Source organism: Serratia sp. CY43202 (assembly GCF_052168755.1).
Classification (GTDB): domain Bacteria; phylum Pseudomonadota; class Gammaproteobacteria; order Enterobacterales; family Enterobacteriaceae; genus Serratia; species Serratia bockelmannii.
In genome coordinates this window covers 173,424-200,127 of record NZ_JBJNMB010000005.1, presented here as the reverse complement: position 1 = coordinate 200,127, position 26,704 = coordinate 173,424, and the positions used below count along the sequence as shown (strand labels likewise).

Sequence of the window (26,704 nt, the reverse complement as noted above, 5' to 3'; positions counted from 1 at the left end):
ACGGATGCTGCAACTCGTTGAGGTTGGGGTGGCGGGGCGCCTGGCGCCTTTTACGGCACAGATTGACGGCGGGTTGCAGGTTCACCTGATCGGCCCAAATGGCGCAGGGAAGAGCACCTTGCTGGCCCGGGCGGCGGGCATGCTGCCGGGGCAGGGCGAAGTCTGCCTGGACGGACGCGCGCTGTCCGGTTATTCGGGCGACGAGCTGGCGCACCGACGCGGTTATCTCAGCCAGCAACAGCCGCCGGTGTCGCTCATGCCGGTGTTTCAGTATTTGGCGTTGCACCGGCCTGCCGGCGCGGCGCAAACCGAGGTGGAGCAAGCCATCCTCTATCTGTGCCAGCGGTTGAAGCTGGTGGATAAACTGTCACGCATGCTGGCGCAGCTTTCCGGCGGAGAATGGCAACGGGTGCGACTGGCGGCGGTATTGCTGCAGGTGTGGCCCAGCGTCAACCCGCATAGCCGATTGTTGTTGCTGGATGAACCGACCAATAGCCTGGATGTGGCGCAAAAGGTTGCGCTGGATCGCCTGCTGCGCGAATTTTGCCAAAGTGGGCGCAGCGCGCTAGTGTGTGCGCACGATCTGAATCATACCCTGCAGCAGGCCGATCGGGTTTGGTTGTTGCACGCTGGGCAGTTGGTCGCGCAGGGCATCACCCGTGAGGTGATGGTGCCCGCACTGTTGTCGCAGATCTATGAAGTGGATTTCCACCTGCAATGGGTGGGGAACCAGCGTTGGATCATGACCCGCACGGCTTAATTCGCCCCGGCGGCATAAATGTAAACGAAAACTAAACGTAGTGAATATAAATATCCGGGTAATCATCGGCTATTATTGTGCTGCCTCTCATTTTCTCGTGGATTTTCTTGAAAAACGTCGATGACGTGCTACGCTTGATTCGGCAAAAATAAAATAAGTAAATAATTATTAATAAATATAAGAAATTGATTTTAATAATAAATTTAAATTAATGATGACGGCACCTTCCTATCAGTTCTCCCACTGATGACGAGTCTCGTCTTAAGGTTTAGTTAAGCTTGCGGCCTTACATTGTCAGTTAATCCACGGAAACGATTCTTCTCTGGCGTTTAATATTCGTTAAACGAAAGGGATTTACAGTGTCATCAAAAGCAGCTCGATACGTTTGGGGTTAACTATGGATCAATTTTTGCCTTTCTCTCGTCCGGCCATCGGCGATGAAGAAATCGCCGCGGTAGAGAAAGTGTTGCGCTCCGGTTGGATCACCACCGGGCCGCAAAACCAGCAACTGGAAAGCGACTTCTGTTCCACCTTCGGCTGTAAGCACGCCATCGCGGTCAGTTCCGCCACGGCGGGCATGCACATCACGTTAATGGCGCTTGGCGTCGGCCCTGGCGACGAAGTCATCACCCCTTCGCAAACCTGGGTCTCCACCCTCAACATGATCGAGCTGCTGGGCGCCACGCCGGTGATGATCGATGTTGACCGCGATACGTTGATGGTCAGCGCCGCCGACGTCGAGGCTGCCATCACCCCGAATACCAAAGCGATTGTTCCGGTGCATTACGCCGGTGCCCCCCTGCAGATGGATGCGCTGCGCGCCGTGGCCGAACGCCATGGTCTGCCGCTGATCGAAGACGCCGCCCACGCGGTCGGCACGCGCTACAACGGCGAATGGGTCGGCGCGCGCGGCACGGCGATTTTCTCTTTCCATGCGATCAAAAACGTGACCTGCGCCGAAGGCGGCCTGATCGCCACCGACGACGATGCGCTGGCGGATCGCCTGCGTTGCCTGAAGTTCCACGGTCTGGCCGTCGATGCCTTCGATCGCCAGCAGCTTGGCCGCAAACCGCAGGCCGAAGTGGTGGAACCGGGGTACAAATACAATCTGTCCGACATTCACGCGGCGATCGCCGTGGTGCAACTTTCGCGCTTCGCCGAGCTGAACGCGCGTCGCAAGGCGCTGGCGCAGCGCTACCTGAGCGCGCTGGAAGGCTCGCCGTTCCAACCGTTGGGCGTGCCGGATTATCCGCATGACCACGCCTGGCACCTGTTTATGGTGCGCGTCGATCCCGAGCGCTGCGGCCTCGATCGCGACCAACTGATGGAGCGCCTGAAAGAGGTTGGCATCGGCACCGGGCTGCATTTCCGTGCCGCGCACACCCAGAAATTCTACCGTGAGCGCTATCCGCAGCTTTCTTTGCCGAATACCGAGTGGAACTCGGCGCGGCTGTGCACCTTACCGCTATTCCCTGATATGACCGACGCCGACGTGGATCGCGTGGTCAATGCCTTGTCTTCTGTTGTGGAGTCTTTACGTGTCTCGCGTTGAACCGATTAAAAAAGTGTCGATAGTCATCCCGGTATACAACGAGCAGGAAAGCTTGCCGGCGTTGCTGGAACGCACTACTGCCGCCTGTAAGCAGTTATCTCAACCCTATGAAATCATCCTCGTCGACGATGGCAGCAGCGACAATTCCGCCGACATGCTGACTGCGGCGGCGGAAAAGCCGGACAGCAACGTGGTCGCTGTCTTGCTGAACCGCAACTATGGCCAGCACTCGGCCATTATGGCCGGTTTCAATCAGGTGACCGGCGATTTGGTGATTACGCTGGACGCCGATCTGCAGAACCCGCCGGAGGAGATCCCTCGTCTGGTCAGCGTGGCGGAAGAGGGCTATGACGTGGTGGGCACCGTGCGCGCCAACCGTCAAGACTCCTGGTTCCGCAAAAGCGCCTCGCGCGTGATCAATATGATGATTCAACGCGCCACCGGCAAGTCGATGGGGGACTATGGCTGCATGCTGCGTGCCTACCGTCGTCATATCGTTGAGGCGATGCTGCACTGCCATGAGCGCAGTACCTTTATCCCGATTCTGGCGAACACCTTCGCCCGTCGCACGACCGAGATCGACGTGCGTCACGCCGAACGTGAGTTTGGCGACTCCAAGTACAGCCTGATGAAGCTGATCAACCTGATGTACGACCTGATCACCTGCCTGACCACTACGCCGCTGCGTTTGCTCAGCGTGGTCGGCAGCATCGTGGCGCTGTCCGGGTTTGTATTGGCACTGGTGCTGATTGCGCTGCGTCTGCTGCTCGGCCCTGAATGGGCCGCCGGCGGCGTGTTCACCCTCTTCGCCGTGCTGTTCACCTTTATCGGCGCCCAGTTTGTTGGCATGGGGCTACTGGGTGAATACATCGGCCGCATCTATACCGACGTGCGTGCGCGTCCTCGCTATTTTGTTCAGAAAGTGGTCGGTGCACAGCAGGACCACAATACTCAGGAAGAAGAATGATGAAAGCTATTGTATTTGCTTACCACGATATTGGCTGCGCAGGTCTGAAAGCGCTGACTGAGGCGGGTTATGACGTGCAGGCCGTATTCACGCACACCGACGACCCTGGTGAGAACAATTTCTTCTCCTCCGTGGCCCGTTTGGGCGCCGAATTGGATCTGCCGGTCTATGCGCCGGAAGACGTAAATCACCCGCTATGGGTTGACCGCATCCGCGCACTGCAGCCGGACGTGATCTTCTCGTTCTACTACCGCCACATGCTGAGCGACGAGATCTTGTCGCTGGCGCCGCAGGGCGGTTTCAACCTGCACGGTTCGTTGCTGCCGCACTACCGTGGCCGCGCCCCGGTGAACTGGGCGCTGGTGAATGGCGAAACCGAAACCGGCGCCACGCTGCACAAGATGGTGAAACGCCCGGATGCCGGCGACATCGTCGGTCAGCAGAAAGTGACCATCGCAGACAACGACACCGCGCTGACGCTGCACAAAAAAGTGCTGGAAGCCGCGCAGGTCGTGTTGCAAGAGCAGCTGCCGAAGCTGAAGAACGGCACCGCCACCTTCACCAAGCAGGATGAGTCTCAGGCCAGCTACTTCGGCCGCCGCACCGCAGCGGACGGCGAGATCCTGTGGCACAAGTCCGCCAAAGAGATCAACAACCTGGTACGCGCCGTCACCGAACCGTACCCGGGCGCATTCAGCTACCTCGGCCAGCGCAAGCTGATCGTCTGGCGCTCCCGCGTGCTGGATACCCAACATGATAAACAACCGGGCACCGTGCTGAGCACCTCGCCGCTGGTCATCGCCTGTGGCGAAGGCGCGCTGGAGATCGTCGCCGGCCAGAACGACAGCGGTCTGTACGTGCAGGGCAGCCGCCTGGCGCAAGAAATGGGCATCGTCACCGACGTGCGCCTGGCCGCCAAGCCGAATGCCGTGATGAAACGCCGCACTCGCGTGCTGATCCTCGGGGTTAACGGCTTCATCGGTAACCACCTGACCGAACGCCTGCTGCGTGACGATCGCTACGACATCTACGGCCTGGATATCGGCTCTGACGCCATCAGCCGCTTCCTCGACAACCCGCGTTTCCACTTCGTGGAAGGCGACATCAGCATCCACTCCGAGTGGATCGAGTATCACATCAAGAAATGCGACGTGGTGCTGCCGCTGGTGGCGATCGCGACGCCGATCGAATACACCCGTAACCCGCTGCGCGTGTTCGAGCTTGACTTCGAAGAGAACCTGAAGATCGTTCGCGACTGCGTGAAATACAACAAGCGCATCATCTTCCCGTCCACCTCAGAAGTGTACGGCATGTGCGACGACAAAGAGTTCGACGAAGACCATTCGCGTCTGATCGTCGGGCCAATCAACAAACAGCGCTGGATCTACTCGGTCTCCAAACAGCTGCTGGATCGGGTGATCTGGGCTTACGGCGCCAAAGAAGGCCTGAAGTTCACGCTGTTCCGTCCGTTCAACTGGATGGGGCCGCGTCTGGATAACCTGGACGCCGCGCGCATCGGGTCTTCCCGCGCCATCACCCAGCTGATCCTCAACCTGGTGGAAGGTTCGCCGATCAAACTGATGGACGGCGGCGCACAGAAACGTTGCTTCACCGACATCAACGACGGCATCGAAGCGCTGTTCCGCATCATTGAGAACCGCGATGGCCTGTGCGACGGCCAGATCGTCAACATCGGCAACCCGACCAACGAAGCGAGCATCCGCGAGCTGGCGGAAATGCTGCTGGAAAGCTTCAACAACCACCCGCTGCGCGACCGCTTCCCGCCGTTTGCCGGCTTCAAGGACGTGGAGAGCAGCAGCTACTACGGTAAAGGTTACCAGGACGTCGAGCACCGCACGCCGAGCATCAAGAACGCTCACCGCCTGCTGGGCTGGCAGCCAACCATCGAGATGAAGCAAACCGTCACCGATACGCTGGACTACTTCTTGCGCACTACCGTTCAGGAAGGGAACGGTGCATGAAGAAAGTCGGTCTGCGGGTTGATGTAGATACCTTCAGCGGCACCCGTGAAGGGGTGCCGCAGTTGCTGGACCTGTTCGACAAGTACGACATTCAGGCCAGCTTCTTCTTCAGCGTGGGACCGGACAACATGGGGCGCCATCTTTGGCGCCTTTTGCGTCCGAAATTTCTGTGGAAAATGCTGCGTTCGAACGCCGCCTCGCTGTATGGGCTGGATATTCTGCTGGCCGGTACCGCCTGGCCGGGGCGCAACATTTCACGCGCGCTGGGGCCGCTGATGAAGCGCACCGCCGAAGCCGGCCATGAAGTCGGGCTGCACGCCTGGGATCACCAAGGGTGGCAGGCCAAGGTTGGCAAGTGGAGCGAAGCGCAGCTGACCGAACAGGTGCAGCGGGGCGTCGACGCCCTGAGCGCCTGCACCGGCCAGCCGGTGAAATGCTCCGCCGTGGCGGGCTGGCGTGCCGATACGCGCGTGCTGGAGGTCAAGCAGCGCTTCGGCTTTCATTACAACAGCGATTGCCGCGGCACCCATCCGTTCCGTCCTGTGCTGAGCGACGGGCGCCACGGCACGGTGCAGATCCCGGTGACGTTGCCGACCTTCGACGAAGTGATCGGCAGCGAAGTCAGCATGGCCGACTTCAACGACTACATTCTGCGCGCCATCGAGAACGATCGCGGCGTGCCGGTGTACACCATTCACACCGAAGTGGAAGGCATGTCGCAAGCGGCGATGTTCGAACAGTTATTGCAACGCGCACGGCAGCAGGGCATCGAATTCTGTCCGCTTAGCGCGCTGTTACCACAAGATTTGGCGTCACTGCCGTTGGGCCGCATCAAGCGTGCTCCTTTCCCCGGCCGCGAAGGTTGGCTGGGCTGTCAAACCGATGTGAAGGACGTTACATGAAGGCGCTAAAAGGATCCTGGGCCATTCTGCTGGCCGTTTTTTTTGCTCTGGTTTACCTGATCCCGCTTAACGGCCGCCTGCTGTGGCAGCCGGATGAGACGCGTTATGCCGAGATCAGTCGTGAAATGCTGCAGCGCGGCGATTGGGTGGTGCCGCACCTGCTGGGGCTGCGTTATTTCGAAAAGCCGGTAGCGGGTTACTGGTTCAATAACATCAGCCAGTGGCTGTTTGGCGAAAACAACTTTGCGGTGCGTTTCGGCTCGGTGTTCAGCACCGGCATGACCGCGCTGCTGGTGTTCGCGCTGGCGATGCTGATGTGGCGCAATGCGCGCCGCGCCAGCCTGGCGGCGCTGATGTTCCTGTCGATGGTGCTGGTGTTCAGCATCGGCACCTACAGCGTGCTGGATCCGATGATCTCGCTGTGGCTGGCGGCGGCGATGGTCAGTTATTACCTGACGCTGAAGGCCTCCTCGGTCAAGGGAAAACTGGGCGCTTACGCACTGCTGGGCTTGGCCTGCGGCATGGGCTTTATGACCAAGGGCTTCCTGGCACTGGCGGTGCCGGTGATCGCGGTGATCCCGATCGTTATCCAGCAACGCCGCATCAAGGATCTGCTGTGCTATGGCCCGGTGGCGATCGTGACCGCGACGCTGCTCAGCCTGCCGTGGGCGCTGGCGATCGCGCAACGCGAACCCGACTTCTGGAATTATTTCTTCTGGGTCGAGCATATTCAGCGTTTCGCCGAAGATAATGCTCAACACAAGGCGCCGTTCTGGTATTACCTGCCGGTTCTGCTGGCGGCGGTGCTGCCTTGGCTGGCGCTGCTGCCCGGCGCGCTGCTCAAAGGTTGGCGCGAGCGCGTGCAGCGCCCGGAGCTGTTCTTCCTGCTGAGTTGGGCGATGATGCCGTTGATCTTCTTCAGCATCGCCAAAGGCAAGCTGCCGACCTACATTCTGCCGTGCATGGCGCCGCTGGCGCTGCTGATGACCGCCTATGCGGAAGACTATGCCGCCACGCTGCGCGCCAAGCTGTTCAAGGCCAATGCCTGGTTGAACGGCCTGTTCGGGCTGATTGGCATCGTGGCGCTGGTGGTGTTGAGCTCCGGTCTGCTGCCGAAAGCGCATCTGTTTACTCCCCAAGAGTGGCCGAAAGTGGTGCTCGGCCTGATCGCCTTCGGTGGTTGGCTGCTGTTCGCATTGGTTTCCGCACGCGATAACGGCCGCCAATGGCGCTGGGCGGCGGCTTGCCCGGTGCTGCTGTGCCTGGTGATCGGTTACGCCATTCCGCAACAGGTGACCGATTCCAAACTGCCGCAAAACTTCGCCCGCGCCACGATGGCCGAGCTGGGCGACAGTCGTTACGTGCTAAGCGACAGCGTTGGGCTGGCGGCCGGCCTGGCCTGGGAGCTGAAGCGCAGCGACGTGCTGATGTACAGCCAGAAAGGCGAGGTGGCCTATGGTCTGGAGTATCCGGACGCCAAAGGCCACCTGATCAGCGATGCCGATTTCCCGCAGTGGCTGGCGCAGGCACGTAAGCAGGGGAACGTATCGTTGGTGCTGCAACTGTCACGTGGCGAAGCGCTGCCGCAGGAACTGCCTGCCGCAGACAAGGTGGATCGCATGAACCGCCTGGTGCTGATGTGGTATAAACAGCAACCATGATCGGTTTTCTGTTGGTGATAGTGGTCAGTCTGCTCACCTGTGGTGGGCAGCTGTGCCAGAAACAGGCGGCGCACTGTTGGGAACGGGCGGGCGAGGCGCGGCTGAAACAGACGCTGCGCTGGCTGGCGCTGGCGGTGCTGCTGCTGGGGCTGGGCATGGCGGTGTGGCTCAATGTGCTGCAACGTCTGCCGCTCAGCCTGGCTTACCCGATGCTCAGCCTTAACTTCGTGATGGTGACGCTGGCGGCGCGCTGGCTGTTTCATGAGCCGACGACCGCTCGCCACTGGTGCGGCGTGGCGTCGATTATGCTGGGGATCCTGCTGATGAGCGTGCATTCATGAAGGGCTATGCCTGGGGCGCCGCCAGCGTACTGCTGGTGACGCTGGCGCAGTTGCTGATGAAGTGGGGCATGGTGCAGATCCCGCTGATGTCGTTCGCCGATGTCTCGTTGGCGTTGATCGGCAATTACTGGCTACCGCTGCTGGCGGTGGGCGGCGGCATCTTCGGCTATGCGCTGTCGATGCTGTGTTGGTTTTTCGCGCTGCGCCATCTGCCGTTAAATCGTGCTTATCCTCTGTTGAGCGTTAGCTACGCGCTGGTCTACCTGGCGGCGGTGATCCTGCCGTGGTTTAACGAGTCCGCTACGCTGCTGAAAACGTTGGGCACGCTGTTTATTCTGTTCGGCGTCGGGCTGATTAACAGCAAATCCGAGACAAAATCGCCGGAATAGGGGCTAAACCGGCGATCCTGCTATTATCTCCCTCATGGCGCTTGCCTTTTTCCCCGTGCGGGAGATAAATTAACGCCAAATAGCGCTCTCCTTACGTGGTGCCGGCTTTGCCTCGCAGGCGGTGTGGTGGTGTACCGGATGGCATAATGCGGCAACGTGTTCAATGAAGGGATATTATGCGGATGCGTGTGTGGTTTTTATTAGCCAGTTTGATCCTCGCCGGTTGCAGCAGCCATGCGCCGCCGCCCAGCGGCCGCCTGGCGGATTCTATCGTGGTGGTGGCCCAACTCAATGAACAACTGCGCCAGTGGTACGGTACGCCATACCGTTACGGCGGCCTGGATCGCGGCGGCGTAGATTGCTCCGGCTTTGTTTACCGCACGTTCCGCGATCGCTTCGACATGCAACTGCCGCGTTCGACCGAAGAACAGACCTCACTGGGTACCAAGGTCTCACGCGATGAGTTGATGCCGGGCGATCTGGTGTTTTTCAAAACCGGCGGCGGTGAGAACGGCCTGCATGTCGGCATTTACGATACCAATGACCAGTTTATCCACGCTTCGACCAGCCGCGGGGTGATCCGCTCCTCGCTCGATAACGTCTATTGGAAGCGGGTGTATTGGCAGGCGCGACGCATTTAACCTTAACCCGTTGATTTGGTGTATCATGGCGGCATCTCGTGTTTTGAACGGTGCCTGCCATGAACAGCCTGCGTTTACTGATCTCCGACTCCTACGATCCCTGGTTCAACCTGGCAGTGGAAGAGTGCATCTTCCGCGAAATGACCACGCAAAAAATTCTCTTCCTGTGGCGCAATGCCGAAACGGTGGTGATTGGTCAGTCGCAGAACCCCTGGAAAGAGTGCAATACCCGGCGCATGGAGCAGGATGGCATTCGGCTGGCGCGGCGCAGCAGCGGCGGCGGGGCGGTATTTCACGACCTGGGCAATACCTGCTTCACCTTTATGGCCGGCAAGCCGGGCTACGACAAGAGCGTCTCGACCGACATCATTCTGCAAGCGCTGCGGGAGCTGGGCGTGGCGGCCAGCGCATCGGGGCGTAACGATCTGGTGATGGAAACCGCCGACGGGCCGCGCAAAATATCCGGCTCGGCCTATCGAGAAACGCAGGATCGCGGTTTCCATCACGGTACGCTGCTGCTGAATGCCGATCTGGAACGGTTGGCGGACTATCTTAATCCGGATCCCAAAAAGCTGCAGGCCAAGGGGATTACCTCGGTGCGTTCGCGCGTCGCGAATCTGGCGGAGTTTTTGCCGGATATCAGCCATGCGCAGGTATGCGACGCCATCGTACAGGCCTTCTTCGCCCACTATGGCGAGACGGTCGAGCCGGAGATTATTTCGCCGGACGTGTTCCCCGATCTGCCCGATTTTGCCGCGCAGTTCGCCAAACAGAGCAGTTGGGAATGGAATTTTGGCAAGGCGCCGGCGTTCAGCCACTTGCTTAACGAGCGTTTCGTCTGGGGCGGCGTAGACTTGTTCTTCGATGTGGAGAAGGGGGCGATTGTTCGCGCGCAGGTGTTCACCGATAGCCTGAATCCCGCTCCGCTGCAGCGGTTGGCGGACATGCTGGTGGGCTGCGCGTACCGCAGTGAGCCCGTCGCCGCCTGCTGTGACCGACTGATGGCGGAGTATCCTCAACAGGCGGCCGAATTAGCCGAGTTGCGGCAATGGCTGAGCGAAACGATCCGTTAGCCGGAGTGGGAATGGTGAAGGGGATGAGCGTGCTCATCCCTTTTTTTATCGCTGAAATCGGCGTTTAGCAGGGGCGTAGCGCAGATTTTCTGAAAATCAAGATGGGCACTTTTTTACATTTTCAATGCCGAGAATAACGGGCGGAATTGATGCGTTATTAAATTTAATCAGTCGTCGTTAACGGTAGGAAAAATCCGCGTTAAGGAGGAAAGATTATTTTACTTTATTTAAGATTTTTCTTAAATAAAACAAGGGAGATAAGTCAAATTTAGCCGCCAATCCATTCAACTTAAGCCAAATACCTTTCCACATAACGCGTTTGGCGGTCGCTATGGCATAAGTCAGGCTGCTTTTCTTTGCGCCTTTCACGATTGTCGTATAGCTTTAATCTATCAATTAAATGATATTTCATGGGTATTTACATTGATATTTCCGATTAATCCCAGAGGGATTGATCGATAAAATATATTGATATACGATGATATGCTAGCCATTCATCCTGTGGCATTAAAATGAACATCCAACTCGAAGCTGACTTTATTAGTAGCTATGTTTTGCAACCTGTTTACTCAATGGAGGGCGGGCTGTTGGCGGTTGAAATGTTGAGCCGTTTCAACAGTCTCGACGGTGATTTAGCCATGCCGGCCGAAATTGGGATTAATTTATTGACGTCTGAACAAAGGATTGAGTTATTTAATGAGCAATTGAAACTTGCGGAGCAGCATGCGGCTTGGTTTACCGGTAACAACGTGCAGTTGACCATCAATATCGAAGAAACCATCGTCGAACTTATTCTTTCTGATTCGGCGTTATGTCAACGGATCGGGCAATATCCTTTTATTGCATTTGAAATCAGTGAGAGTTTTCCGAATCTTTCGGCCGGGAAGAACAACCCGAGCGTGCGGCGATTAAGCGAAATGTTTTCGCTGTGGCTCGATGATTTCGGTTCCGGTAAAGCCACGTTGACCGCGCTATACGATGGTTTGTTTGACTATGTAAAGATAGATAAGCGTTTTTACTGGCAGCTGTTTACCCATCAGGGATATGACGTGGTCATCGACTCGTTGTTAAAGAATATCAACCTGTTATGTAAAGGCGTAATCGTCGGAGGAATAGAGAAAAAAGAGTACTTTAATAAACTCAGATACGCCGGTGTTTTAGGCCTGCAAGGTTTTTTATGGCCCAGCGTTGGTGTGGATAATCTGCAAGCTTTGCTGGCGAGGCCCAGCGAGTTCAATAATTAAGAAGTGATATAAAAAACTACACACAATGAGGTAAATAATGCACGGGGTGAGGTTACTGTGATCCCGTCGCCGTTATTCGCCATCGCTTTATGCTGATAACTGCGTTTGTCAGCCGACGTTAAAGCGCGTTTCCTCAGCTGAGGGGCAACGCCAAACTCCCCGCATCCGCCCTGGTGACAGGCGGATGCGTTCTCCCTGCATTCCTTCGGTGTTAATCCGCCCGTTCAGGCTCTACACTACGCTGAAACGGAGGGCCTATGCCGCAGTTCGATAACGCTTACTACCAACAGTTACCCGGTTTCTACACCGCCCTGAACCCGACACCGCTCAAGGATGCACGCCTGCTGTACCATAGCGAGCCGCTGGCACGCGAGCTGGGGCTGGATGAAAGCTGGTTTACCCAGGATAAAACCCCCATTTGGGCGGGAGAATCGCTGCTGCCCGGTATGCAGCCGCTGGCACAGGTGTACAGCGGCCACCAGTTCGGCGTGTGGGCCGGGCAACTGGGTGATGGCCGCGGCATTTTGCTGGGCGAACAGGTCATGGCGGATGGCAGCCACCGCGATTGGCACTTGAAGGGGGCCGGGCTAACGCCATATTCACGCATGGGGGATGGCCGCGCGGTGCTGCGTTCGGTTATCCGCGAGTTTCTTGCCTCTGAGGCGCTGCACCATCTGGGGATCCCCACCACCCGAGCGTTGACTATCGTCACCAGCCAGCAACCGGTATATCGCGAGCAGCCAGAACGCGGCGCCATGCTGATGCGAGTGGCGGAAAGCCATGTGCGCTTCGGCCACTTCGAACACTTTTATTACCGTAAACAGCCGGAGCAAGTGCGGCAGCTGGCGGATTTCGTCATCGCCCGTCACTGGCCACAGTTGCAGGATCTGGCTGAGCGTTACCTGCTGTGGTTTACCGACGTGGTCGAACGCACGGCGCGTTTGATCGCCCATTGGCAAACCGTCGGTTTCGCCCACGGCGTGATGAACACCGACAATATGTCGATTCTCGGTATCACCATCGATTACGGCCCTTATGGCTTCCTGGACGACTACCAGCCCGGCTATATCTGCAACCACTCCGATCACCAGGGGCGTTACGCCTTCGACAATCAGCCGGCGGTGGCGCTGTGGAACCTGCATCGCCTGGCACAAACCCTGTCTGGGTTGATGACCACCGAGCAGCTGCAGCAGGCGCTGTCGGCGTATGAGCCGGCGCTGATGCGCGCCTACGGTGAACAGATGCGCGCCAAACTCGGCTTCTTCACGCCGACGGCGCAGGATAATGACGTGCTCACCGGTCTGTTGAGCCTGATGGCGCAGGAAGGGCGGGACTATACCCGCACGTTCCGCTTGTTGAGCGAGACCGAACAGCAGCAGGCGCAGTCGCCGCTGCGCGACGAGTTTATCGACCGTGCGGCGTTCGACGCCTGGTATCAACAGTATCGTCAGCGCTTGCAACAGGAACAGGTCAGCGATGCGGAACGGCAACGGGCGATGAAGGCGGTGAACCCGCGCCTGATCCTGCGCAACTATCTGGCGCAGCAGGCGATTGAGGATGCGGAGAAAGACGACGTGGGCCGTTTGCGGCGGTTGCATCAGGCTCTGCTGAGGCCGTTCGACGATGCGCCGGAGTATGACGATCTTGCTGCGCTGCCGCCGGATTGGGGCAAACATCTGGAGATTTCCTGCTCCAGTTGAGATGAAAAAGGGCGCCTCATGGCGCCCTTGATGTTATTGGCGTAGATAGACCTGCGGCAGAGACACTTCGGGATGATGCACCACGCCGAGATCGGCCTGATACCAGCGGGTGAGGATCTCCGTCTGCAGGACCTCTTGCGGCGTGCCGCTCGCCACCAGGCGGCCCTGATGCAACAGCAGGATCCGATCGGCGTACAGCGCCGCCAGATTGAGATCGTGCAGCACGCAGCAGACGCCCAGCGGCTGTTGACGTGTCAGCGAGCGCAGCAGGCGCAGGGTGTGCTGCTGGTGATACAGATCCAGCGCCGAGGTCGGCTCGTCGAGAAACAGCCAGGCGGGAGACGGTTGCGGTTGCCACAGCTGCGCCAACACCCGCGCCAACTGCACCCGCTGCTGTTCGCCACCGGACAACCGGCGGTAATCGCGCTGCGCCAGCGCCAGGCAGTCGGTTTGTTCCATCACCTGTTGGATCGCCTGATGCTCGTCGCGTTTGCCGTGCGGCGATCGCCCCATGCTGACCACTTCTTCCACGCTGAAGGGAAACGCCAGATCGCTGTATTGGCGCATCACGGCTCGGACTTTGGCCAACTGCTGCGGCGCCCAGTGTTCCAGCGGGCGGTCGAGCAGCCGGCATTCGCCGCAGTCCGGCGTCAGATAGCCGGTCAGCAAGCGCAGCAGCGTCGATTTGCCGGCGCCGTTAGGGCCGATAATCGCCACCATCTCACCGCTGGCGAGGCTGAGCGAAACGTCGTTGATCAAGCGGCGCGTACCGAGGCTGTAACGCAGCTCTCGGGCTGTCAGGCAGGCGGCGTTATCCACCGGTTCGCTCCCGCTGGCGCATCACCAGCCATAAGAAGTAAGGACCGCCGATCAGGCTGGTCATCAAGCCTACCGGCATTTCGGCCGGCGCCACCAGTGTGCGCGCCAGCGTATCGCTGACCAGCAGCAGACAGGCGCCGCCCAGCGCGGAGCAGGGCAGTAGCCAGCGGTGATCGCCGCCAAGGCGCATGCGCACCAGATGTGGTACCACCAGACCGACGAAGCCGATCACGCCGCTCATCGCTACCGCCGCGCCGATCAGCAGGGCGCTCAGCAACAGCAGCTGCAGCTTGGCGCGCTGGACGTTCACCCCGAGGTAGTGGGCCTCTTCGTCCCCCAGCTGCAACAGATTCAGCCGGCGCGCCTGCAACAGCGTCAGCAGCGCCGTAGGCAGGATCAGCGAGGCGGAAACGGCCAGCGTCGGCCACTGCGACTGGCTGAGGCTGCCCATCATCCACAGCGAGAACTGGCGCAGCTGTTGATCGCTGCTGACGTAGGAGAGCACGCCGATGGCCGCCATGCACAGGGCGTTGATGGCGATGCCCGCCAGCAGCAGCCGCGACAGATTGCCGTGCCCGCTGCGGCTGATGCCGTAGATCAAAAGCGATACCAGCAGGCTGCCGAGGAACGCCGCCAGCATATGGCCGTATAGCGCGATCGTCACCGGCAACGCCAGCGGCATCACGATGAACAGGGCGACAAACAGCGCGCCGCCGCTGCTGATGCCCAGCAGGCTCGGATCCGCCAGCGGGTTGCGGAACAGCCCCTGCATCACCGCGCCGGACACTGCCAATGCGCAGCCGATCACTACTGCCAGCAGCACGCGCGGCAGACGAATGTTCAGCCAGATGTGCCAGGCGGCGTCGCTGAAGGGTTCGCGCCACAGGGTGCGAAACGACAGCGTCAGCGCGCCCAGGTTGGCGGCGACCAGGGCCAGCAACGTCAGCAGCACCAGCAGGCCGATGATGGCCAACTGAGGCGAGGTGCGACAGCGCATTACTTTTGCTCCGCCGCGTGGCGCAGTTTGGCCAGCGCCGCCGGCGTTTCCAGACCGAAGCCCAGCAGCGCCATGTCATCGACGATCAGTACGCGGCGCTGCTTGCCTGCTGGCGTCAACGCCAGGCCCGGCAGCGTCCATAGCTGCTGTTCGCCGCCGAGGGTGCGCACGCCGTCGGTGGTGACCAGCAACAGGTCCGGCGCGCTGGCGATGACGCCTTCCTGCGACAGAGGACGATAGCGGTCAAAACCCTGCATGGCGTTTTTCAATCCGGCGGCGGCGATCACCGCGTCGGCGGCCGTGTGTTGCCCGGCGGCCATCGGCGTAATGCCGCCGTGGCTCATCACAAACAGCACCTTGACCGGCAGCGGAGAGGTGTCGACCGCCGCCAGCTGTTGTTGATAGCGCTCGCTCAGCTGTTTGCCTTGCTCATCACGCTGCAGCGCGGCGGCGATCACGGCGATTTTCTGCGGCACCGCCTGCAGGGTGGTGTCACCCGGCACGCTGACCACGTTGACGCCGCTGTCCGCCAGCTGTTTGAGCACCAGCGCCGGCTGCGCCAGCTCGGTCGTCAGCACCAGCGTCGGTTTGAGCGCCAAAATGCCTTCGGCGTTCAGTTGGCGCATGTAGCCGACGTCCGGCAGCTTTTTCACCGCCTCCGGATGCAGACTGGTGCTGTCACGGGCGATCACGTCGTCGCCGGCGCCGAGCGCGAAGGCGATTTCCGTCACGTCGCCGCCGATCGAGACGATGCGCTGCGCCGCCGCCGCGGTGAGCGGCAGCGCCAGCGTCATCATCAGCGTCAGGCGGCGGATCAAGGAAGATTTCATGCGGCGATGTCCTTGGCGGCGAGCGCGGCAACCTGCTCGCGCCACTGGGTTTGTTCCGGCTGCCCTTCGGTACGCTGGCCATACAGCTGCGCAATCTGCGTGCCATCGGCGGCGAACAGCTCCAGGCTGGTGACGATGCCGTCCTTGGTCGGTTTGCGGGTGATCCAGCTTTCGGCGATGGCGTCTTCGATCAGGTGCAGCGTGAAGCGACGGTTGAACACGTTGATCCAGCCTTCCTGCGGCATCAAACGTTCGATCTGGCCGGTGAAGATCTGCACGCAGCCGCGGTTGCCGACGAAGATCATGATCTCGTTTTGCTGCTGCTGCGCCGCTTCCAGCAGCTGCGACAGCGCGCTGTTGTCCACCTGATAGGCCAGATCGTCGCCGACGGCGCGGAACGCCTGCTGGCGCGTCAGTTTGTTGCGGCTGAGCAGCTGGAAGAACTGGTGAACGTCGGTCATCGCGCGCCATTCACCGTCGATTTTGGCATGATCCTGCGTCGTTTCATCCGCGGTGCTCGCCTCGGCGGGCTGCAGCGCCAGCGCCGGGTTTTCTTCGCTCAGGTGGCGCTCCACCAGTGCCATCCAGGCCGGCAGATCGGTTTCGTCGGTGGTGTAGACCTTGTGCAGCGCATCGCCCTGTTGGTCGAAGAACTGGATGCTGTGGCGCACGCCGCGCTTGTTGGTTTCGCTCATGGCGAAGACGCTGGTCCAGTGGTTGAGGAACAGGCGCAGATCCAGCTCGCGCGGGTTGAGGATCAGCCCGGCGTGGCCGTTGAGGTGCTGGTTGCGGTAGCGGCCCATCTGCTCATGCACCGCATAGCTGTTGCGGGTGATGGACTTGGTGACGCCCACCTGCTCAAGCTCGGTCAGCAGGGTGCGCGCGTCGGCCTGCAGGCGGCGGGTGTCGTGGCCGACGCGGGCGTGCGTCAGCTCCGCTTCGCTGACGCCAAGGATCGCCGCCAGATCGCGGGCGTATTTGCCTGGGTGGTCGATTTTGGCCTGTTGGTAGCGTTCGTATAGGGTGTTGCTCATGCGGGATTCTCCTGCGCTGTAATGCGAACGGCGGACAACCGGGTTGTCCGCCAGATAGTCAAATGATTACCACTGGTAGCTGACCAGCAGTTTGGCGTTGCGTCCATCCTGCGGGATGCCCTGCGGCGAGTAATATTCTTTGTCGAAGGCGTTGCCCAGCACCACGGTGGTGGTCATGCCCTGCAGCCGATCGCGACCCTTGTAGCTCAGATAGAAGTCGTTGACGCCATAGCCGGCTTGTTCGGCCGTGCCGGTCTCCACGCGCGTCGCGCGTTCGGCGAAGGTGGCGACCCAGCCGGCGGACAGACCGGTTTCGCCCAGCGGCACGTCCAGCGAGCTGGTGACAGTGTCTGGATTGATGCTGCTTAACCAGTCACCGGTCGCTTCATTTTTGCCACGGGTGCGGTTATAAGCCAAATCCCAGCCGAACCACGGTGTTTTATAGCTGAGCGTAGCATCCCATCCCCAGATTTTGGCGCGATCGATATTGGTCGAGAATGTGGTGCAACTGATGCAATAAGGGCCTCGCGGACCGCGTCCCAGTTCCATTGTGACATCGGTGGTGATGTAGTCCTTGGCTTTGGTATCGAAATAGCTGGCTTTGAACTGCAGACTATCATCGGCCAGCATCAAATCATCGAAACGCAGACCAAACCCGTACTCTTGGGTTTCGTTGGTTTCCGGTTTCAAATTCGGGTTAGGCACCCAATAGTTGGTGATGGTGGTTGGCCCCATTGGAATTGAGAAGTGTTTGGAGTCGTTGTACATCTCACCCATCGTCGGCGCGCGGAACGCCTGAGAATAGGAGCCGAACAGCATCAACCAGTCGGTAGGCGTAATGCTGACCGCACCGCGAGAGGACCATTTATCCGCATCCACATCGGCATAACCGTCGCTTGAGCCCTTGTAATTGTCATAGCGGGTGCCGGCGAGCAGAGTGACAGGCAGATCGCGCAGCGTGATTTCATCTTGCAGCCAGCCTGAAGCGAAATTGATTTTTGCTTGCGGGAAACTTTCGGTAGCGCCGCCCGGCGTTTGTTCCTGTTTGTAAGCCTCGGTGCCGTAGGTCAGCAGGTGAGAGGCGAAAGTATCCGCAAACAGGCGCGTTCGGTTTTCGAGTTTGGCGCCTTTCGTGGTTTGTTTGCGTGCTTCATCTTCGCTGCCATTGGCGTGAGCGTTAATTTTTACGTCTGAATAATACACTTTCGCTTCTGCATCCAGCCAATCTTGGCCGGCCGGTTTCAGTTTGTAACTCAGTGCCGCGTCGCGTTGAATCGTCGAACGATCGGTCATTAAGTTTCCACTGGAGCTGGCTGGAGTTTGCGGGTTTTTCGGCTCCTGGGCGCTGTTGTTGTAGTAACGCAGGTTGCCGCTCAGCGACTGGCTATCGTCGATCTTCCAGGTGCCTTTGGCCAGCACGTTGCTGATGGTTTCGTCGTTAGGCGCATCGAAGCCGTTGCCCTGACGAAGATCGCCGACGTCGCGAGTGCCGAACGACAGCAGGCCGTCGAGGTTATCGGTCTTGCCGTAGGCGCTGGCGCCCATCCCCAGGCTGTGATCGCCGGTGCCGGCGGTGCCGTAGACGCGGAACCCGGTATCGTGGCCCGGCAGCAGCAGATCGGCGGCATCGACGGTCTCATAAGACACTACGCCGCCCAACGCGCCGCTGCCGTACAGCAACGCGGAGGGGCCGCGCACGATTTCAATGCGTTTCACTAACGCAGGATCCAAAAATGTGCCGTTAATATGGCCGGTATCGGTCCCCTGGCGGATGCCGTCAACCAACGTCAGCACGCCGCGTCGGTCGTAACCGCGCATCATGAGATCTTGCCCATTGCTGCGCCCGGAACCCGTGACGGTAATGCCCGGCACGCGGCGCAGCATATCGGCGGCGGTGCCTGCAGTTTGGCTTTCTGGCGAATTGCCTTCGATGACCGTGACCATCATCGGCGCTTCAAAGCTGCTGCGTTGGTTACCGGTGGCGACCACCGTCATGGTCTCGTCGGCGGCTTTGGCTTTTTTAGCCGGCGCCGCGTTGGAAGAGGATGTTGTGCTGGTGTTTTGTGCCAAGGCCACCGTAGGCAGAGCGCAGGCAATCGCCAGACTCAAAGCGGAAAAACGCAGCCGGGTGGAAAATGTCAGAGGCATGGTGCAACTCTCCGTATGTAATAAAACATATCAATAGATTTGCTGGCTGCCTGGATCAAAAGATCGGGGTGGCTGGCGTTTGAGGATTCTGTGGTTATTTGGTCAGGATCAATTTCCCGGCTTTGGTCTGCCGCAGCTGATAGCGCTGGCCCTGATGGGTAATGAACGCGATGCCGTCGGTGCCGAGCAGCTGTGCGCTGTCGTAGCTGGGCGGCGCGTTTGCGCTGTGCTCGGTCGGGGCCGCGGCGGCGGGGGTAGGCGTGTTGGCAGTATCCATCATCATTGTGCTTATAAAACAGACCATTAAATGGTAATTAATATCAAACTGAGAATCATTATCATGTGAAGGAAAGGTTACATCAAGGAAAATTTTCTTACCGATGGAACCTTTTTGTCGAACGGACATCCGGCGGCGGGCCGAGCGCACTCGGCCCGTAAAAAAGGGGCGTTATTTCAGCAGGGTTTCGATGCGGTCAAACAAACGCTCGGGCTTAGTGATCGGCGCAAAGCGCGTGATGCGCTGGCCGTCGGCGGTGAGCAGGAATTTGGTGAAATTCCACTTGATGCGGCGGCTGCCCAGAATGCCGGGTGCCAGGCGTTTCAGCTCATTGAACAGCGGGTGCGCGCCGGGACCGTTAACGTCTATCTTGCTGAACAGCGGGAAACTGACGCCGTAGTTGAGGCTGCAAAAGTTGGCGATCTCCAGCGGACTGCCCGGCTCCTGAGAACCAAACTGGTTGCAGGGGAAGCCGAGCACCACCAGGCCGCGTTCGCGATAGTATTGCCACAAATTTTCCAGCCCACGGTATTGCGGGGTGAAGCCGCACTTGCTGGCGGTGTTGACCACCAGGTAAGCGCGCGCCGGGAAATCGCCCAGCGTTTTTTGCTCGCCCTGCAGCGTGACGCAGGGGATGGATAACAGAGAGTGAATCATGCCGGGGCTCCCAGTGCGTTTCGGCGGGCGCTAAAGCGTTGCAATCAGTATAGATGAGCGGGGCAGAAGGAATAAAGCCGGGGGCGTGGCCCCGGCCTCTACTGGGTTAGAAACGGCTATCAACCGCATCCGCCAGCATCGCCAGCAGCTGCTCGCTGTCGGACCAGCTCAGGCAAGGATCGGTGATCGACTGGCCATAGGTCAGCGGCTGGCCGGCGACGATTTTCTGCGTGCCTTCCACCAGGAAGCTTTCCGCCATTACGCCGGTGATGGCGGCGGAGCCGGCGCGGATCTGCTGGCAGACGTTGTCGGCCACTTCCAGCTGGCGACGGTGCATTTTCTGGCAGTTGCCGTGGCTGAAGTCGATCACCAGGTGTTCAGGCAGATCGAACTCGCGCAGGCTGTCACAGGCGGCGGCGATGTCGCTGGCGTGGTAGTTCGGCGTTTTTCCGCCGCGCATGATGATGTGGCCGTACGGGTTGCCGCTGGTCTGGTAGATGGTCATCTGGCCATGTTTGTCCGGCGACAGGAACATGTGCCCGGCGCGCGCCGCGCGAATGGCGTCGATGGCGATGCGGGTGTTGCCGTCGGTGCCGTTTTTGAAGCCGACCGGGCAGGAGAGCGCCGAGGCCATTTCACGGTGGATCTGGCTTTCGGTGGTGCGCGCACCGATGGCGCCCCAGCTGATCAGATCGGCGATGTATTGGCCGACGACCATGTCCAGGAATTCGGTGGCGGTCGGCAGGCCGAGCTGGTTCACTTCCAGCAGCAGGCGGCGCGCCATTTCGATGCCGCGGTTGACCTGGAAGGTGCCGTCCAGCGCCGGATCGGAGATCAGGCCTTTCCAGCCGACGACGGTACGCGGTTTTTCGAAGTAGGTGCGCATCACGATTTCCAGACGATCCTGGTAGCGTTCGCGCAGGGCGTTCAACCGGCCAGCGTAATCGACGGCGGCGTCGAGATCGTGGATGGAGCAGGGGCCGATCACCACCAGCAGGCGGCGGTCTTCACCGGTGAGGATTTTTTCAATGCGTTTTCGTGACGCTGTCACGTTGTCGGCGACGGCCGCCGAGATCGGCAGCTTGTCTGCCAACGCTTGCGGCGTGACGAGGCTGTCGATGCGCGCGGTCCGCAGTTCATCTGTTTTGTGCATGTTGTTCCCTGGAAACTGTTCTTCTCTGCGGCAGGAGTGCCGGGAAGTGATGGCGATCACAATAACGCAAAAAGCGCTGAATTCAACCGTAGAGATTGTGTTCTGTTGATCAAAACCGCGAAAAAAAGCACAAAAAAATCAGCTGCTGTTGAAATAAACGGCAGGCGGCGGGGCACGGCGGCCCCGCGAGAAAATGATCAGAACATGCGGCGACTCATACCGAGGATGTCGAGGATTTTGGTGGAAATCTCTTCGACAGAATAATTGGTGGTATTGAGGTAGCGGATCTGATTTTTGCGGAACAGCGCCTCGACCTCGGCGATCTCCATGCGGCACTGGCGTAATGAAGCGTAACGGCTGTTTTCACGCCGCTCTTCACGGATCGCCGCCAGGCGTTCCGGATCGATGGTCAGGCCGAATAATTTATGCTGAAACGGTTTCAGCGAGGCCGGCAGGTGCAAATTATCCATATCGTCGGCGATAAACGGATAGTTGGCGGCGCGAATGCCGAACTGCATCGCCAGATAAAGGCTGGTGGGGGTTTTGCCGCAGCGCGACACGCCGAGCAGGATCACCTGCGCCTGATCGAGGTTGCGCAGCGAAATGCCGTCGTCATGCGCCAGGGTATAGTCGATGGCGGCAATGCGCGCGTCGTACTTGCCGAGGTTGCTGGCGGTCAGGCCGTGGGTGCGGTTCGGTACTGGCGTCGGTTCCACTTCCAGCTCGCCCTGCAGCGGGCCGACCAGCGCCTGCACGATATCCTGGCAGAAGCCCTGGCTCTGCACGATCACATCGCGCACTTCCGGCGAGATGATGGAGTAAAACACCAGTGGCCGCACGCCGGTTTGATTATAAATATCATCGATTTGCTGGCGAACTGCGCGCGCGCGCGCCTCGGTTTCGACGAACGGCAGGGTAAAGGTGGTCGCCGTGACCGGAAACTGCGACAGCACCGCGTGCCCCAACACTTCGGCGGTGATCGCCGTACCATCCGAAATATAAAAAACGCTTCTTTCCACCCGAGGCTCCTTACCTGAAAACGGTGTTCCTGCTGTCATCACTGTCAATATCATGGGCCGCGGACGATCCGTCGGTAAAGGGGGGAGGGAAAAAATTGTGACGGCGGGACGGTAAAGCGCTTTGCGCCGGCGCGTGAAGAAAAGCGCGTTTTGCCGGCGGTAAAAATTGTGGCGCAACGAGGTTTTTCGACCCGAAACGTAAATTTGCCGTTATTTTCACCAAAAACGGTAGCGTTTGCGCGGTCATTAAAACAGAAGTTTAAAAAGAACGTAATTTGTTGAGAACTAAGCTTTTCGTGCGATTGGGAACGGTTCCCTGCCAAATCAGCCGGTTAGGACATTCTCTTAAAAACCACTTTCTTCAGTGGGTTGATCGATTCACCTTTCCATTTTCCCCAGATCAGTGTGCTAGTCTGATTCGGCTCCGTGTTAGCGGCGCCGTAAAGCAAGCGAATTAAATCCGTCTTTACCCTACTGATAGCAATAAGGATTGTCTCGATGTCCAACAATGGCCCAGACTTGCGTAATGTGCTTTGGTACAACCAGCTTGGCATGCACGACGTTGACCGTGTCGGCGGCAAAAACGCCTCCCTCGGTGAAATGATCACCAATCTTTCCGATTTGGGCGTGGCCGTGCCGAACGGTTTTGCCACCACCGCACAGGCGTTTAACGATTTCCTCGAACAAAGCGGTGTTAACCAGCGCATCTATCAGCTACTGGATCAGACCGACGTTGACGACGTTGCCCAACTGGCCAAGGCCGGCGCCCAGATCCGCCAATGGGTGATCGACACGCCGTTCCACGCCGAGTTCGAGCGTGAAATTCATCAGGCTTACCAACAGCTCGCCGACGGCGAACCGGAAGCTTCCTTTGCGGTGCGCTCCTCCGCCACGGCGGAAGACATGCCGGACGCGTCCTTCGCCGGCCAGCAGGAAACCTTCCTCAACGTGCAGGGCATCGACGCCGTAATGGTGGCGATCAAGCACGTGTTCGCCTCGCTGTTCAACGACCGCGCCATCTCTTATCGCGTGCACCAGGGCTATGACCACCGCGGCGTGGCGCTGTCGGCGGGCGTACAGCGCATGGTGCGCTCGGATCTGGCCTCCTCGGGCGTGATGTTCACCATCGATACCGAGTCCGGCTTTGATCAGGTGGTGTTCATCACCTCCGCCTTCGGTCTGGGTGAAATGGTGGTGCAGGGCGCGGTGAACCCGGATGAGTTCTACGTGCACAAACCGACGCTGCAAAAAGGCAAGCCGGCGATCGTGCGCCGCAACCTGGGCTCGAAAAAGATCCGCATGGTGTACGCACCGTCGCAGGATCACGGCAAGCAGGTGCGCATCGAAGACGTGCCGGAAGCGCAGCGCAGCCGTTTCTCGCTGACGGATGACGAAGTGCAGGCGCTGGCGCAGCAGGCGATCCTGATCGAAAAACATTACGGCCGCCCGATGGATATCGAATGGGCGAAAGACGGCCATACCGGCAAGCTGCTGATCGTGCAGGCGCGTCCGGAAACCGTTCGCTCCAACGAACAAACCATGGAACGCTACCAGCTGAATGGCACTAGCCCGGTGCTGGTGGAAGGCCGCGCCATCGGTCATCGCATCGGCGCCGGTCCGGTGAAAGTGATCCACGACATCAGCGAAATGGATCGCATCCTGCCGGGCGACGTGCTGGTGACCGACATGACCGACCCGGACTGGGAGCCGATCATGAAGAAGGCCGCCGCGATCGTCACCAACCGCGGCGGGCGCACCTGTCACGCGGCGATCATCGCCCGTGAGTTGGGCATCCCGGCGGTGGTAGGCTGCGGCCACGCCACCGATGTGCTGAAAGACGGCCAGAAAGTCACCGTTTCCTGTGCGGAAGGCGACACCGGTTTCGTTTACAGCGACATGCTGGATTTCAGCGTGCAGAGCTCCGAAGTGACCGAGCTGCCGGATCTGCCGCTGAAGATCATGATGAACGTCGGCAACCCGGATCGCGCTTTCGACTTTGCGCGTTTGCCAAATGAAGGCGTGGGCCTGGCGCGGCTGGAATTTATCATCAACCGCATGATCGGTGTGCACCCGCGCGCGCTGCTGGAGTTCGACCAGCAGACGCCGGCGCTGCAAAACGAAATTCGCGCGTTAATGCAGGGTTACGACCACCCGGTCGAGTTCTACGTTGGCCGCCTGACAGAAGGGATCGCGACGCTGGGTGCCGCCTTCTGGCCGAAGCGTGTGATCGTGCGCCTGTCCGACTTCAAATCCAACGAGTACGCCAACCTGGTGGGCGGCGATAAGTATGAACCACACGAAGAGAACCCGATGCTGGGCTTCCGCGGCGCCGGCCGTTACGTGGCCGACAGCTTCCGCGATTGCTTCGCGCTGGAGTGCGAGGCGGTGAAACGCGTGCGTAACGAAATGGGGCTGACCAACGTCGAAATCATGGTACCGTTCGTGCGCACCGTGGCCCAGGCGGAAGCGGTGGTGGCGGAGCTGGCGCGTCAGGGGCTGAAGCGCGGTGAAAACGGGCTGAAAGTGATCATGATGTGCGAGATCCCGTCCAATGCGCTGTTGGCGGATCAGTTCCTCGAGCACTTCGACGGCTTCTCTATCGGTTCCAACGACATGACCCAGCTGGCGCTGGGGCTGGATCGTGACTCCGGCGTGGTGTCGGAGCTGTTTGACGAGCGCAACGAGGCGGTGAAAGCGCTGCTGTCGATGGCGATTCAGGCGGCCAAACGCCACGGCAAATACGTCGGCATCTGCGGCCAGGGCCCGTCTGACCATGAAGACTTCGCCGAGTGGCTGATGGAGCAGGGCATCGATAGCCTGTCGCTCAACCCAGACACCGTGGTGCAGACCTGGATCAATTTGTCGAAAAAGAAATAATGTCTCGGCCTCGCTGAGGCATTAACGCCGGGCCGCAGTTAACGCTGCGGCCTTTTTATTTCCGAATGTAAATAACGGCGCGTAAAATAATCAATTCGACGAAAAAAGAATAAAAAAAAGCCCACCGTAGGAGATGGGCAAAGACTACACACAGCAATTCACATGTATGGCATTACATTGTTCAGAAAGGTTGCTTTAAAATCAGTGATTTGAAGCAATAGATGGCCATAATACTAGATTTTTGAACGCGACTAGTCATTAAGAATCATCCTAATCGATAGCGCCATCACATTTTATTTGTGGGAGTTATCTCTTTTTGCCGCTTGCAACAAACAGGGATTTACATTGCACCTTTCATTCGCTGTACCGTAATCAATATAGGGCGGCATTATATTTGGCGGAGATATTACTCGAATGAGGTAGGAATAATGACCTGAGTGAAATGTTCCGCCCGACGATGCGGGCGGAAGGGGGGGAATTAGCGTTTTTCCAGATCTTCGATGACTTGCTCCGGCGCGGTGGTCGGCTCCGGCGCTTCATCCATCCAGGCGGTCAGCAGGCGATAAGATACCGCCAATACCACCGGGCCGATGAACAGGCCAATCATACCGAAGGCCAGCAAGCCGCCGATAACGCCGGACAGGATCAGCAGCAGCGGCAGGTCGGCACCCATGCGGATCAGCACCGGGCGCAGCACGTTATCCAGCGTGGCTACCACGCAGCTCCAGACCAGCAGTACGGTGCCCCAGGTGGTGTCGCCGTGCCAGTACAGCCAGATGATGGCCGGCACCAGCACCAACAGCGGCCCCAATTGTGCCACGCAGCAGATAAAGATTAGCATCGTCAGCAGGGTGGCGGCTGGTATGCCGCTCACCGCCAGACCGATGCCGCCCAGCACCGACTGCACCAACGCCGTCACCACCACGCCCAGCGCGACGGCGCGGATCGCCTGGCCGCCCAGTAGCACCGCCGCATCGCCGCGTTTGGAACCGAGGCGTACCGCAAAGTGACGGATACCCAGCGCCACCTGCTCGCCGCGCGCATACAACAAGGCGCTGAACAGCAGCATCAGCGCGCAGTGCAGCAGCAGACGACCGATATGCGCCGCCTGCGCCACGAACCAGGTGGCGGTTTGACCGAAGTACGGCTGTACCTTCGCCAGCAGCGCAGCGCCGCCGGCGTTAACCAATGTGTGGTAGCTGGTATAGAGCCTGTCGCCGATCATCGGCACGGACTGCAGCCAGGCGAGATCGGGAATGTGCAGCTTGCCGGGTGAACTGGCCCAGGCGATCAGCGGCGCGCTGTTATCCACCACGCTGCTGATCAGCAGGGAAATCGGCAGAATGAACAGCAGGATCAGCAGCAGGGTCATGACCAACACCGCCAGCGAGCGACGGCCCCACAGCAGCTTTTGCAGTTTGAGCAGCAACGGCCAGGTGGCGATTACCACCATGCCCGCCCAGGCGAAGCCGAGAATAAACGGTTGGATCACCCAAAAACAGGCAACGATCATGATGGCGATAAACAGCACGCCGAAAATAATTCGCGGTAAGTCGTAACGCGATTGCGGGAGTGGCATCAGTGGCTTCTCATCCTGGTCAATTAAATCCCTGGCACCGGCGAATCGGGGTGCCTGTCGGTCGGTTTATCGCCGCCGGGCGGCCGCCTGTGGCGGCGCTCG

At 59.2% G+C, this 26,704-nt stretch carries 23 protein-coding genes and 1 other RNA gene; 13 read left to right on the top strand and 11 right to left on the bottom strand.

What is annotated here, in order from left to right; all coding sequences use genetic code 11:
* Nucleotides 1–4: 4 nt before the first annotated feature.
* From btuD to ACJ8J5_RS12275, 12 genes are all read left to right on the top strand, one after another.
* Nucleotides 5–760 carry a vitamin B12 ABC transporter ATP-binding protein BtuD gene (gene btuD / locus ACJ8J5_RS12330; protein ID WP_049205168.1) on the top strand — a complete coding sequence of 252 codons (756 nt, stop codon included), beginning with the start codon at nt 5–7 and terminating at the stop codon, nt 758–760.
* A 397-nt stretch (nt 761–1,157) separates the two neighbouring features.
* A complete protein-coding gene (arnB, locus tag ACJ8J5_RS12325; RefSeq protein ID WP_025302623.1) occupies nt 1,158–2,312 on the top strand; it encodes a UDP-4-amino-4-deoxy-L-arabinose aminotransferase in 1,155 nt (384 codons plus the stop codon).
* The gene (gene arnC, locus ACJ8J5_RS12320) at nt 2,299–3,279 is read left to right on the top strand and encodes an undecaprenyl-phosphate 4-deoxy-4-formamido-L-arabinose transferase (RefSeq protein ID WP_025302624.1); all 981 of its coding nucleotides are present in this window, start codon (nt 2,299–2,301) and stop codon (nt 3,277–3,279) included. Before arnB ends, arnC begins: the two co-directional genes overlap by 14 nt.
* On the top strand, nt 3,279–5,261 hold the full coding sequence (arnA, locus tag ACJ8J5_RS12315) for a bifunctional UDP-4-amino-4-deoxy-L-arabinose formyltransferase/UDP-glucuronic acid oxidase ArnA (RefSeq protein WP_147823435.1): 1,983 nt from the start codon (nt 3,279–3,281) through the stop codon (nt 5,259–5,261). Before arnC ends, arnA begins: the two co-directional genes overlap by 1 nt.
* Nucleotides 5,258–6,163 carry a 4-deoxy-4-formamido-L-arabinose-phosphoundecaprenol deformylase gene (arnD, locus tag ACJ8J5_RS12310; protein WP_025302626.1) on the top strand — a complete coding sequence of 302 codons (906 nt, stop codon included), beginning with the start codon at nt 5,258–5,260 and terminating at the stop codon, nt 6,161–6,163. Before arnA ends, arnD begins: the two co-directional genes overlap by 4 nt.
* Complete coding sequence (gene arnT, locus ACJ8J5_RS12305; RefSeq protein WP_025302627.1) at nt 6,160–7,824, top strand: lipid IV(A) 4-amino-4-deoxy-L-arabinosyltransferase; 1,665 nt, start codon at nt 6,160–6,162, stop codon at nt 7,822–7,824. The genes arnD and arnT overlap by 4 nt, the downstream gene beginning before the upstream one ends.
* A complete protein-coding gene (gene arnE, locus ACJ8J5_RS12300) occupies nt 7,821–8,165 on the top strand; it encodes a 4-amino-4-deoxy-L-arabinose-phosphoundecaprenol flippase subunit ArnE (protein ID WP_025302628.1) in 345 nt (114 codons plus the stop codon). Before arnT ends, arnE begins: the two co-directional genes overlap by 4 nt.
* Nucleotides 8,162–8,554: a 4-amino-4-deoxy-L-arabinose-phosphoundecaprenol flippase subunit ArnF gene (gene arnF / locus ACJ8J5_RS12295; RefSeq protein ID WP_049205166.1), complete on the top strand. Its 393-nt coding sequence runs from the start codon at nt 8,162–8,164 to the stop codon at nt 8,552–8,554. Before arnE ends, arnF begins: the two co-directional genes overlap by 4 nt.
* Nucleotides 8,555–8,730: 176 nt before the next feature.
* Nucleotides 8,731–9,195 carry an NlpC/P60 family protein gene (locus ACJ8J5_RS12290; RefSeq protein WP_016927954.1) on the top strand — a complete coding sequence of 155 codons (465 nt, stop codon included), beginning with the start codon at nt 8,731–8,733 and terminating at the stop codon, nt 9,193–9,195.
* A gap of 59 nt (nt 9,196–9,254) precedes the next feature.
* Nucleotides 9,255–10,268 carry a lipoate--protein ligase A gene (locus ACJ8J5_RS12285; RefSeq protein ID WP_025302630.1) on the top strand — a complete coding sequence of 338 codons (1,014 nt, stop codon included), beginning with the start codon at nt 9,255–9,257 and terminating at the stop codon, nt 10,266–10,268.
* A 512-nt stretch (nt 10,269–10,780) separates the two neighbouring features.
* Complete coding sequence (locus tag ACJ8J5_RS12280; protein WP_043143424.1) at nt 10,781–11,512, top strand: EAL domain-containing protein; 732 nt, start codon at nt 10,781–10,783, stop codon at nt 11,510–11,512.
* A 257-nt stretch (nt 11,513–11,769) separates the two neighbouring features.
* Nucleotides 11,770–13,212 carry a protein adenylyltransferase SelO gene (locus ACJ8J5_RS12275; RefSeq protein WP_060432953.1) on the top strand — a complete coding sequence of 481 codons (1,443 nt, stop codon included), beginning with the start codon at nt 11,770–11,772 and terminating at the stop codon, nt 13,210–13,212.
* A gap of 33 nt (nt 13,213–13,245) precedes the next feature.
* Here ACJ8J5_RS12275 and ACJ8J5_RS12270 read toward each other — a convergent pair whose 3' ends face one another.
* The 9 genes from ACJ8J5_RS12270 to ppsR all read right to left on the bottom strand — a co-directional run bounded on the left by ACJ8J5_RS12270 (nt 13,246) and on the right by ppsR (nt 22,185).
* Complete coding sequence (locus ACJ8J5_RS12270; protein ID WP_025302633.1) at nt 13,246–14,031, bottom strand: heme ABC transporter ATP-binding protein; 786 nt, start codon at nt 14,029–14,031, stop codon at nt 13,246–13,248.
* Complete coding sequence (locus ACJ8J5_RS12265; RefSeq protein WP_016927948.1) at nt 14,024–15,028, bottom strand: FecCD family ABC transporter permease; 1,005 nt, start codon at nt 15,026–15,028, stop codon at nt 14,024–14,026. The genes ACJ8J5_RS12270 and ACJ8J5_RS12265 overlap by 8 nt, the downstream gene beginning before the upstream one ends.
* Nucleotides 15,028–15,858 (bottom strand): heme/hemin ABC transporter substrate-binding protein, encoded by an 831-nt coding sequence (locus tag ACJ8J5_RS12260; protein ID WP_060432954.1) that lies wholly within the window; start codon nt 15,856–15,858, stop codon nt 15,028–15,030. Before ACJ8J5_RS12260 ends, ACJ8J5_RS12265 begins: the two co-directional genes overlap by 1 nt.
* Nucleotides 15,855–16,892, bottom strand: a complete 1,038-nt coding sequence (locus tag ACJ8J5_RS12255) for a hemin-degrading factor (protein ID WP_060432955.1) — start codon at nt 16,890–16,892, stop codon at nt 15,855–15,857. Before ACJ8J5_RS12255 ends, ACJ8J5_RS12260 begins: the two co-directional genes overlap by 4 nt.
* A 66-nt stretch (nt 16,893–16,958) precedes the next feature.
* Entirely contained in the window at nt 16,959–19,040 is a 2,082-nt protein-coding gene (locus ACJ8J5_RS12250) for a TonB-dependent hemoglobin/transferrin/lactoferrin family receptor (protein WP_060432956.1), read from the bottom strand.
* A 94-nt stretch (nt 19,041–19,134) separates the two neighbouring features.
* Nucleotides 19,135–19,317, bottom strand: coding sequence for a hemin uptake protein HemP (hemP, locus tag ACJ8J5_RS12245; RefSeq protein ID WP_043141213.1), 183 nt, complete (start codon nt 19,315–19,317; stop codon nt 19,135–19,137).
* A gap of 171 nt (nt 19,318–19,488) precedes the next feature.
* Nucleotides 19,489–19,974 carry a glutathione peroxidase gene (locus ACJ8J5_RS12240; RefSeq protein WP_025302639.1) on the bottom strand — a complete coding sequence of 162 codons (486 nt, stop codon included), beginning with the start codon at nt 19,972–19,974 and terminating at the stop codon, nt 19,489–19,491.
* Nucleotides 19,975–20,080: 106 nt separating this feature from the next.
* A complete protein-coding gene (locus ACJ8J5_RS12235) occupies nt 20,081–21,127 on the bottom strand; it encodes a 3-deoxy-7-phosphoheptulonate synthase (protein ID WP_004931381.1) in 1,047 nt (348 codons plus the stop codon).
* A 197-nt stretch (nt 21,128–21,324) separates the two neighbouring features.
* A complete protein-coding gene (ppsR, locus tag ACJ8J5_RS12230; protein ID WP_161781785.1) occupies nt 21,325–22,185 on the bottom strand; it encodes a posphoenolpyruvate synthetase regulatory kinase/phosphorylase PpsR in 861 nt (286 codons plus the stop codon).
* Nucleotides 22,186–22,644: 459 nt separating this feature from the next.
* Between ppsR and ppsA the strand changes: the two genes are divergently transcribed.
* Nucleotides 22,645–25,023, top strand: a complete 2,379-nt coding sequence (gene ppsA, locus ACJ8J5_RS12225) for a phosphoenolpyruvate synthase (protein WP_049209411.1) — start codon at nt 22,645–22,647, stop codon at nt 25,021–25,023.
* A 109-nt stretch (nt 25,024–25,132) separates the two neighbouring features.
* Here the strand turns inward: ppsA and rprA are convergent.
* Nucleotides 25,133–25,242, bottom strand: an RNA gene (gene rprA, locus ACJ8J5_RS12220) — antisense sRNA RprA.
* Between the two features lie 259 nt (nt 25,243–25,501).
* Complete coding sequence (gene ydiK / locus ACJ8J5_RS12215) at nt 25,502–26,602, bottom strand: AI-2E family transporter YdiK (protein ID WP_025302642.1); 1,101 nt, start codon at nt 26,600–26,602, stop codon at nt 25,502–25,504.
* Between the last annotated feature and the right edge of the window lie 102 nt (nt 26,603–26,704).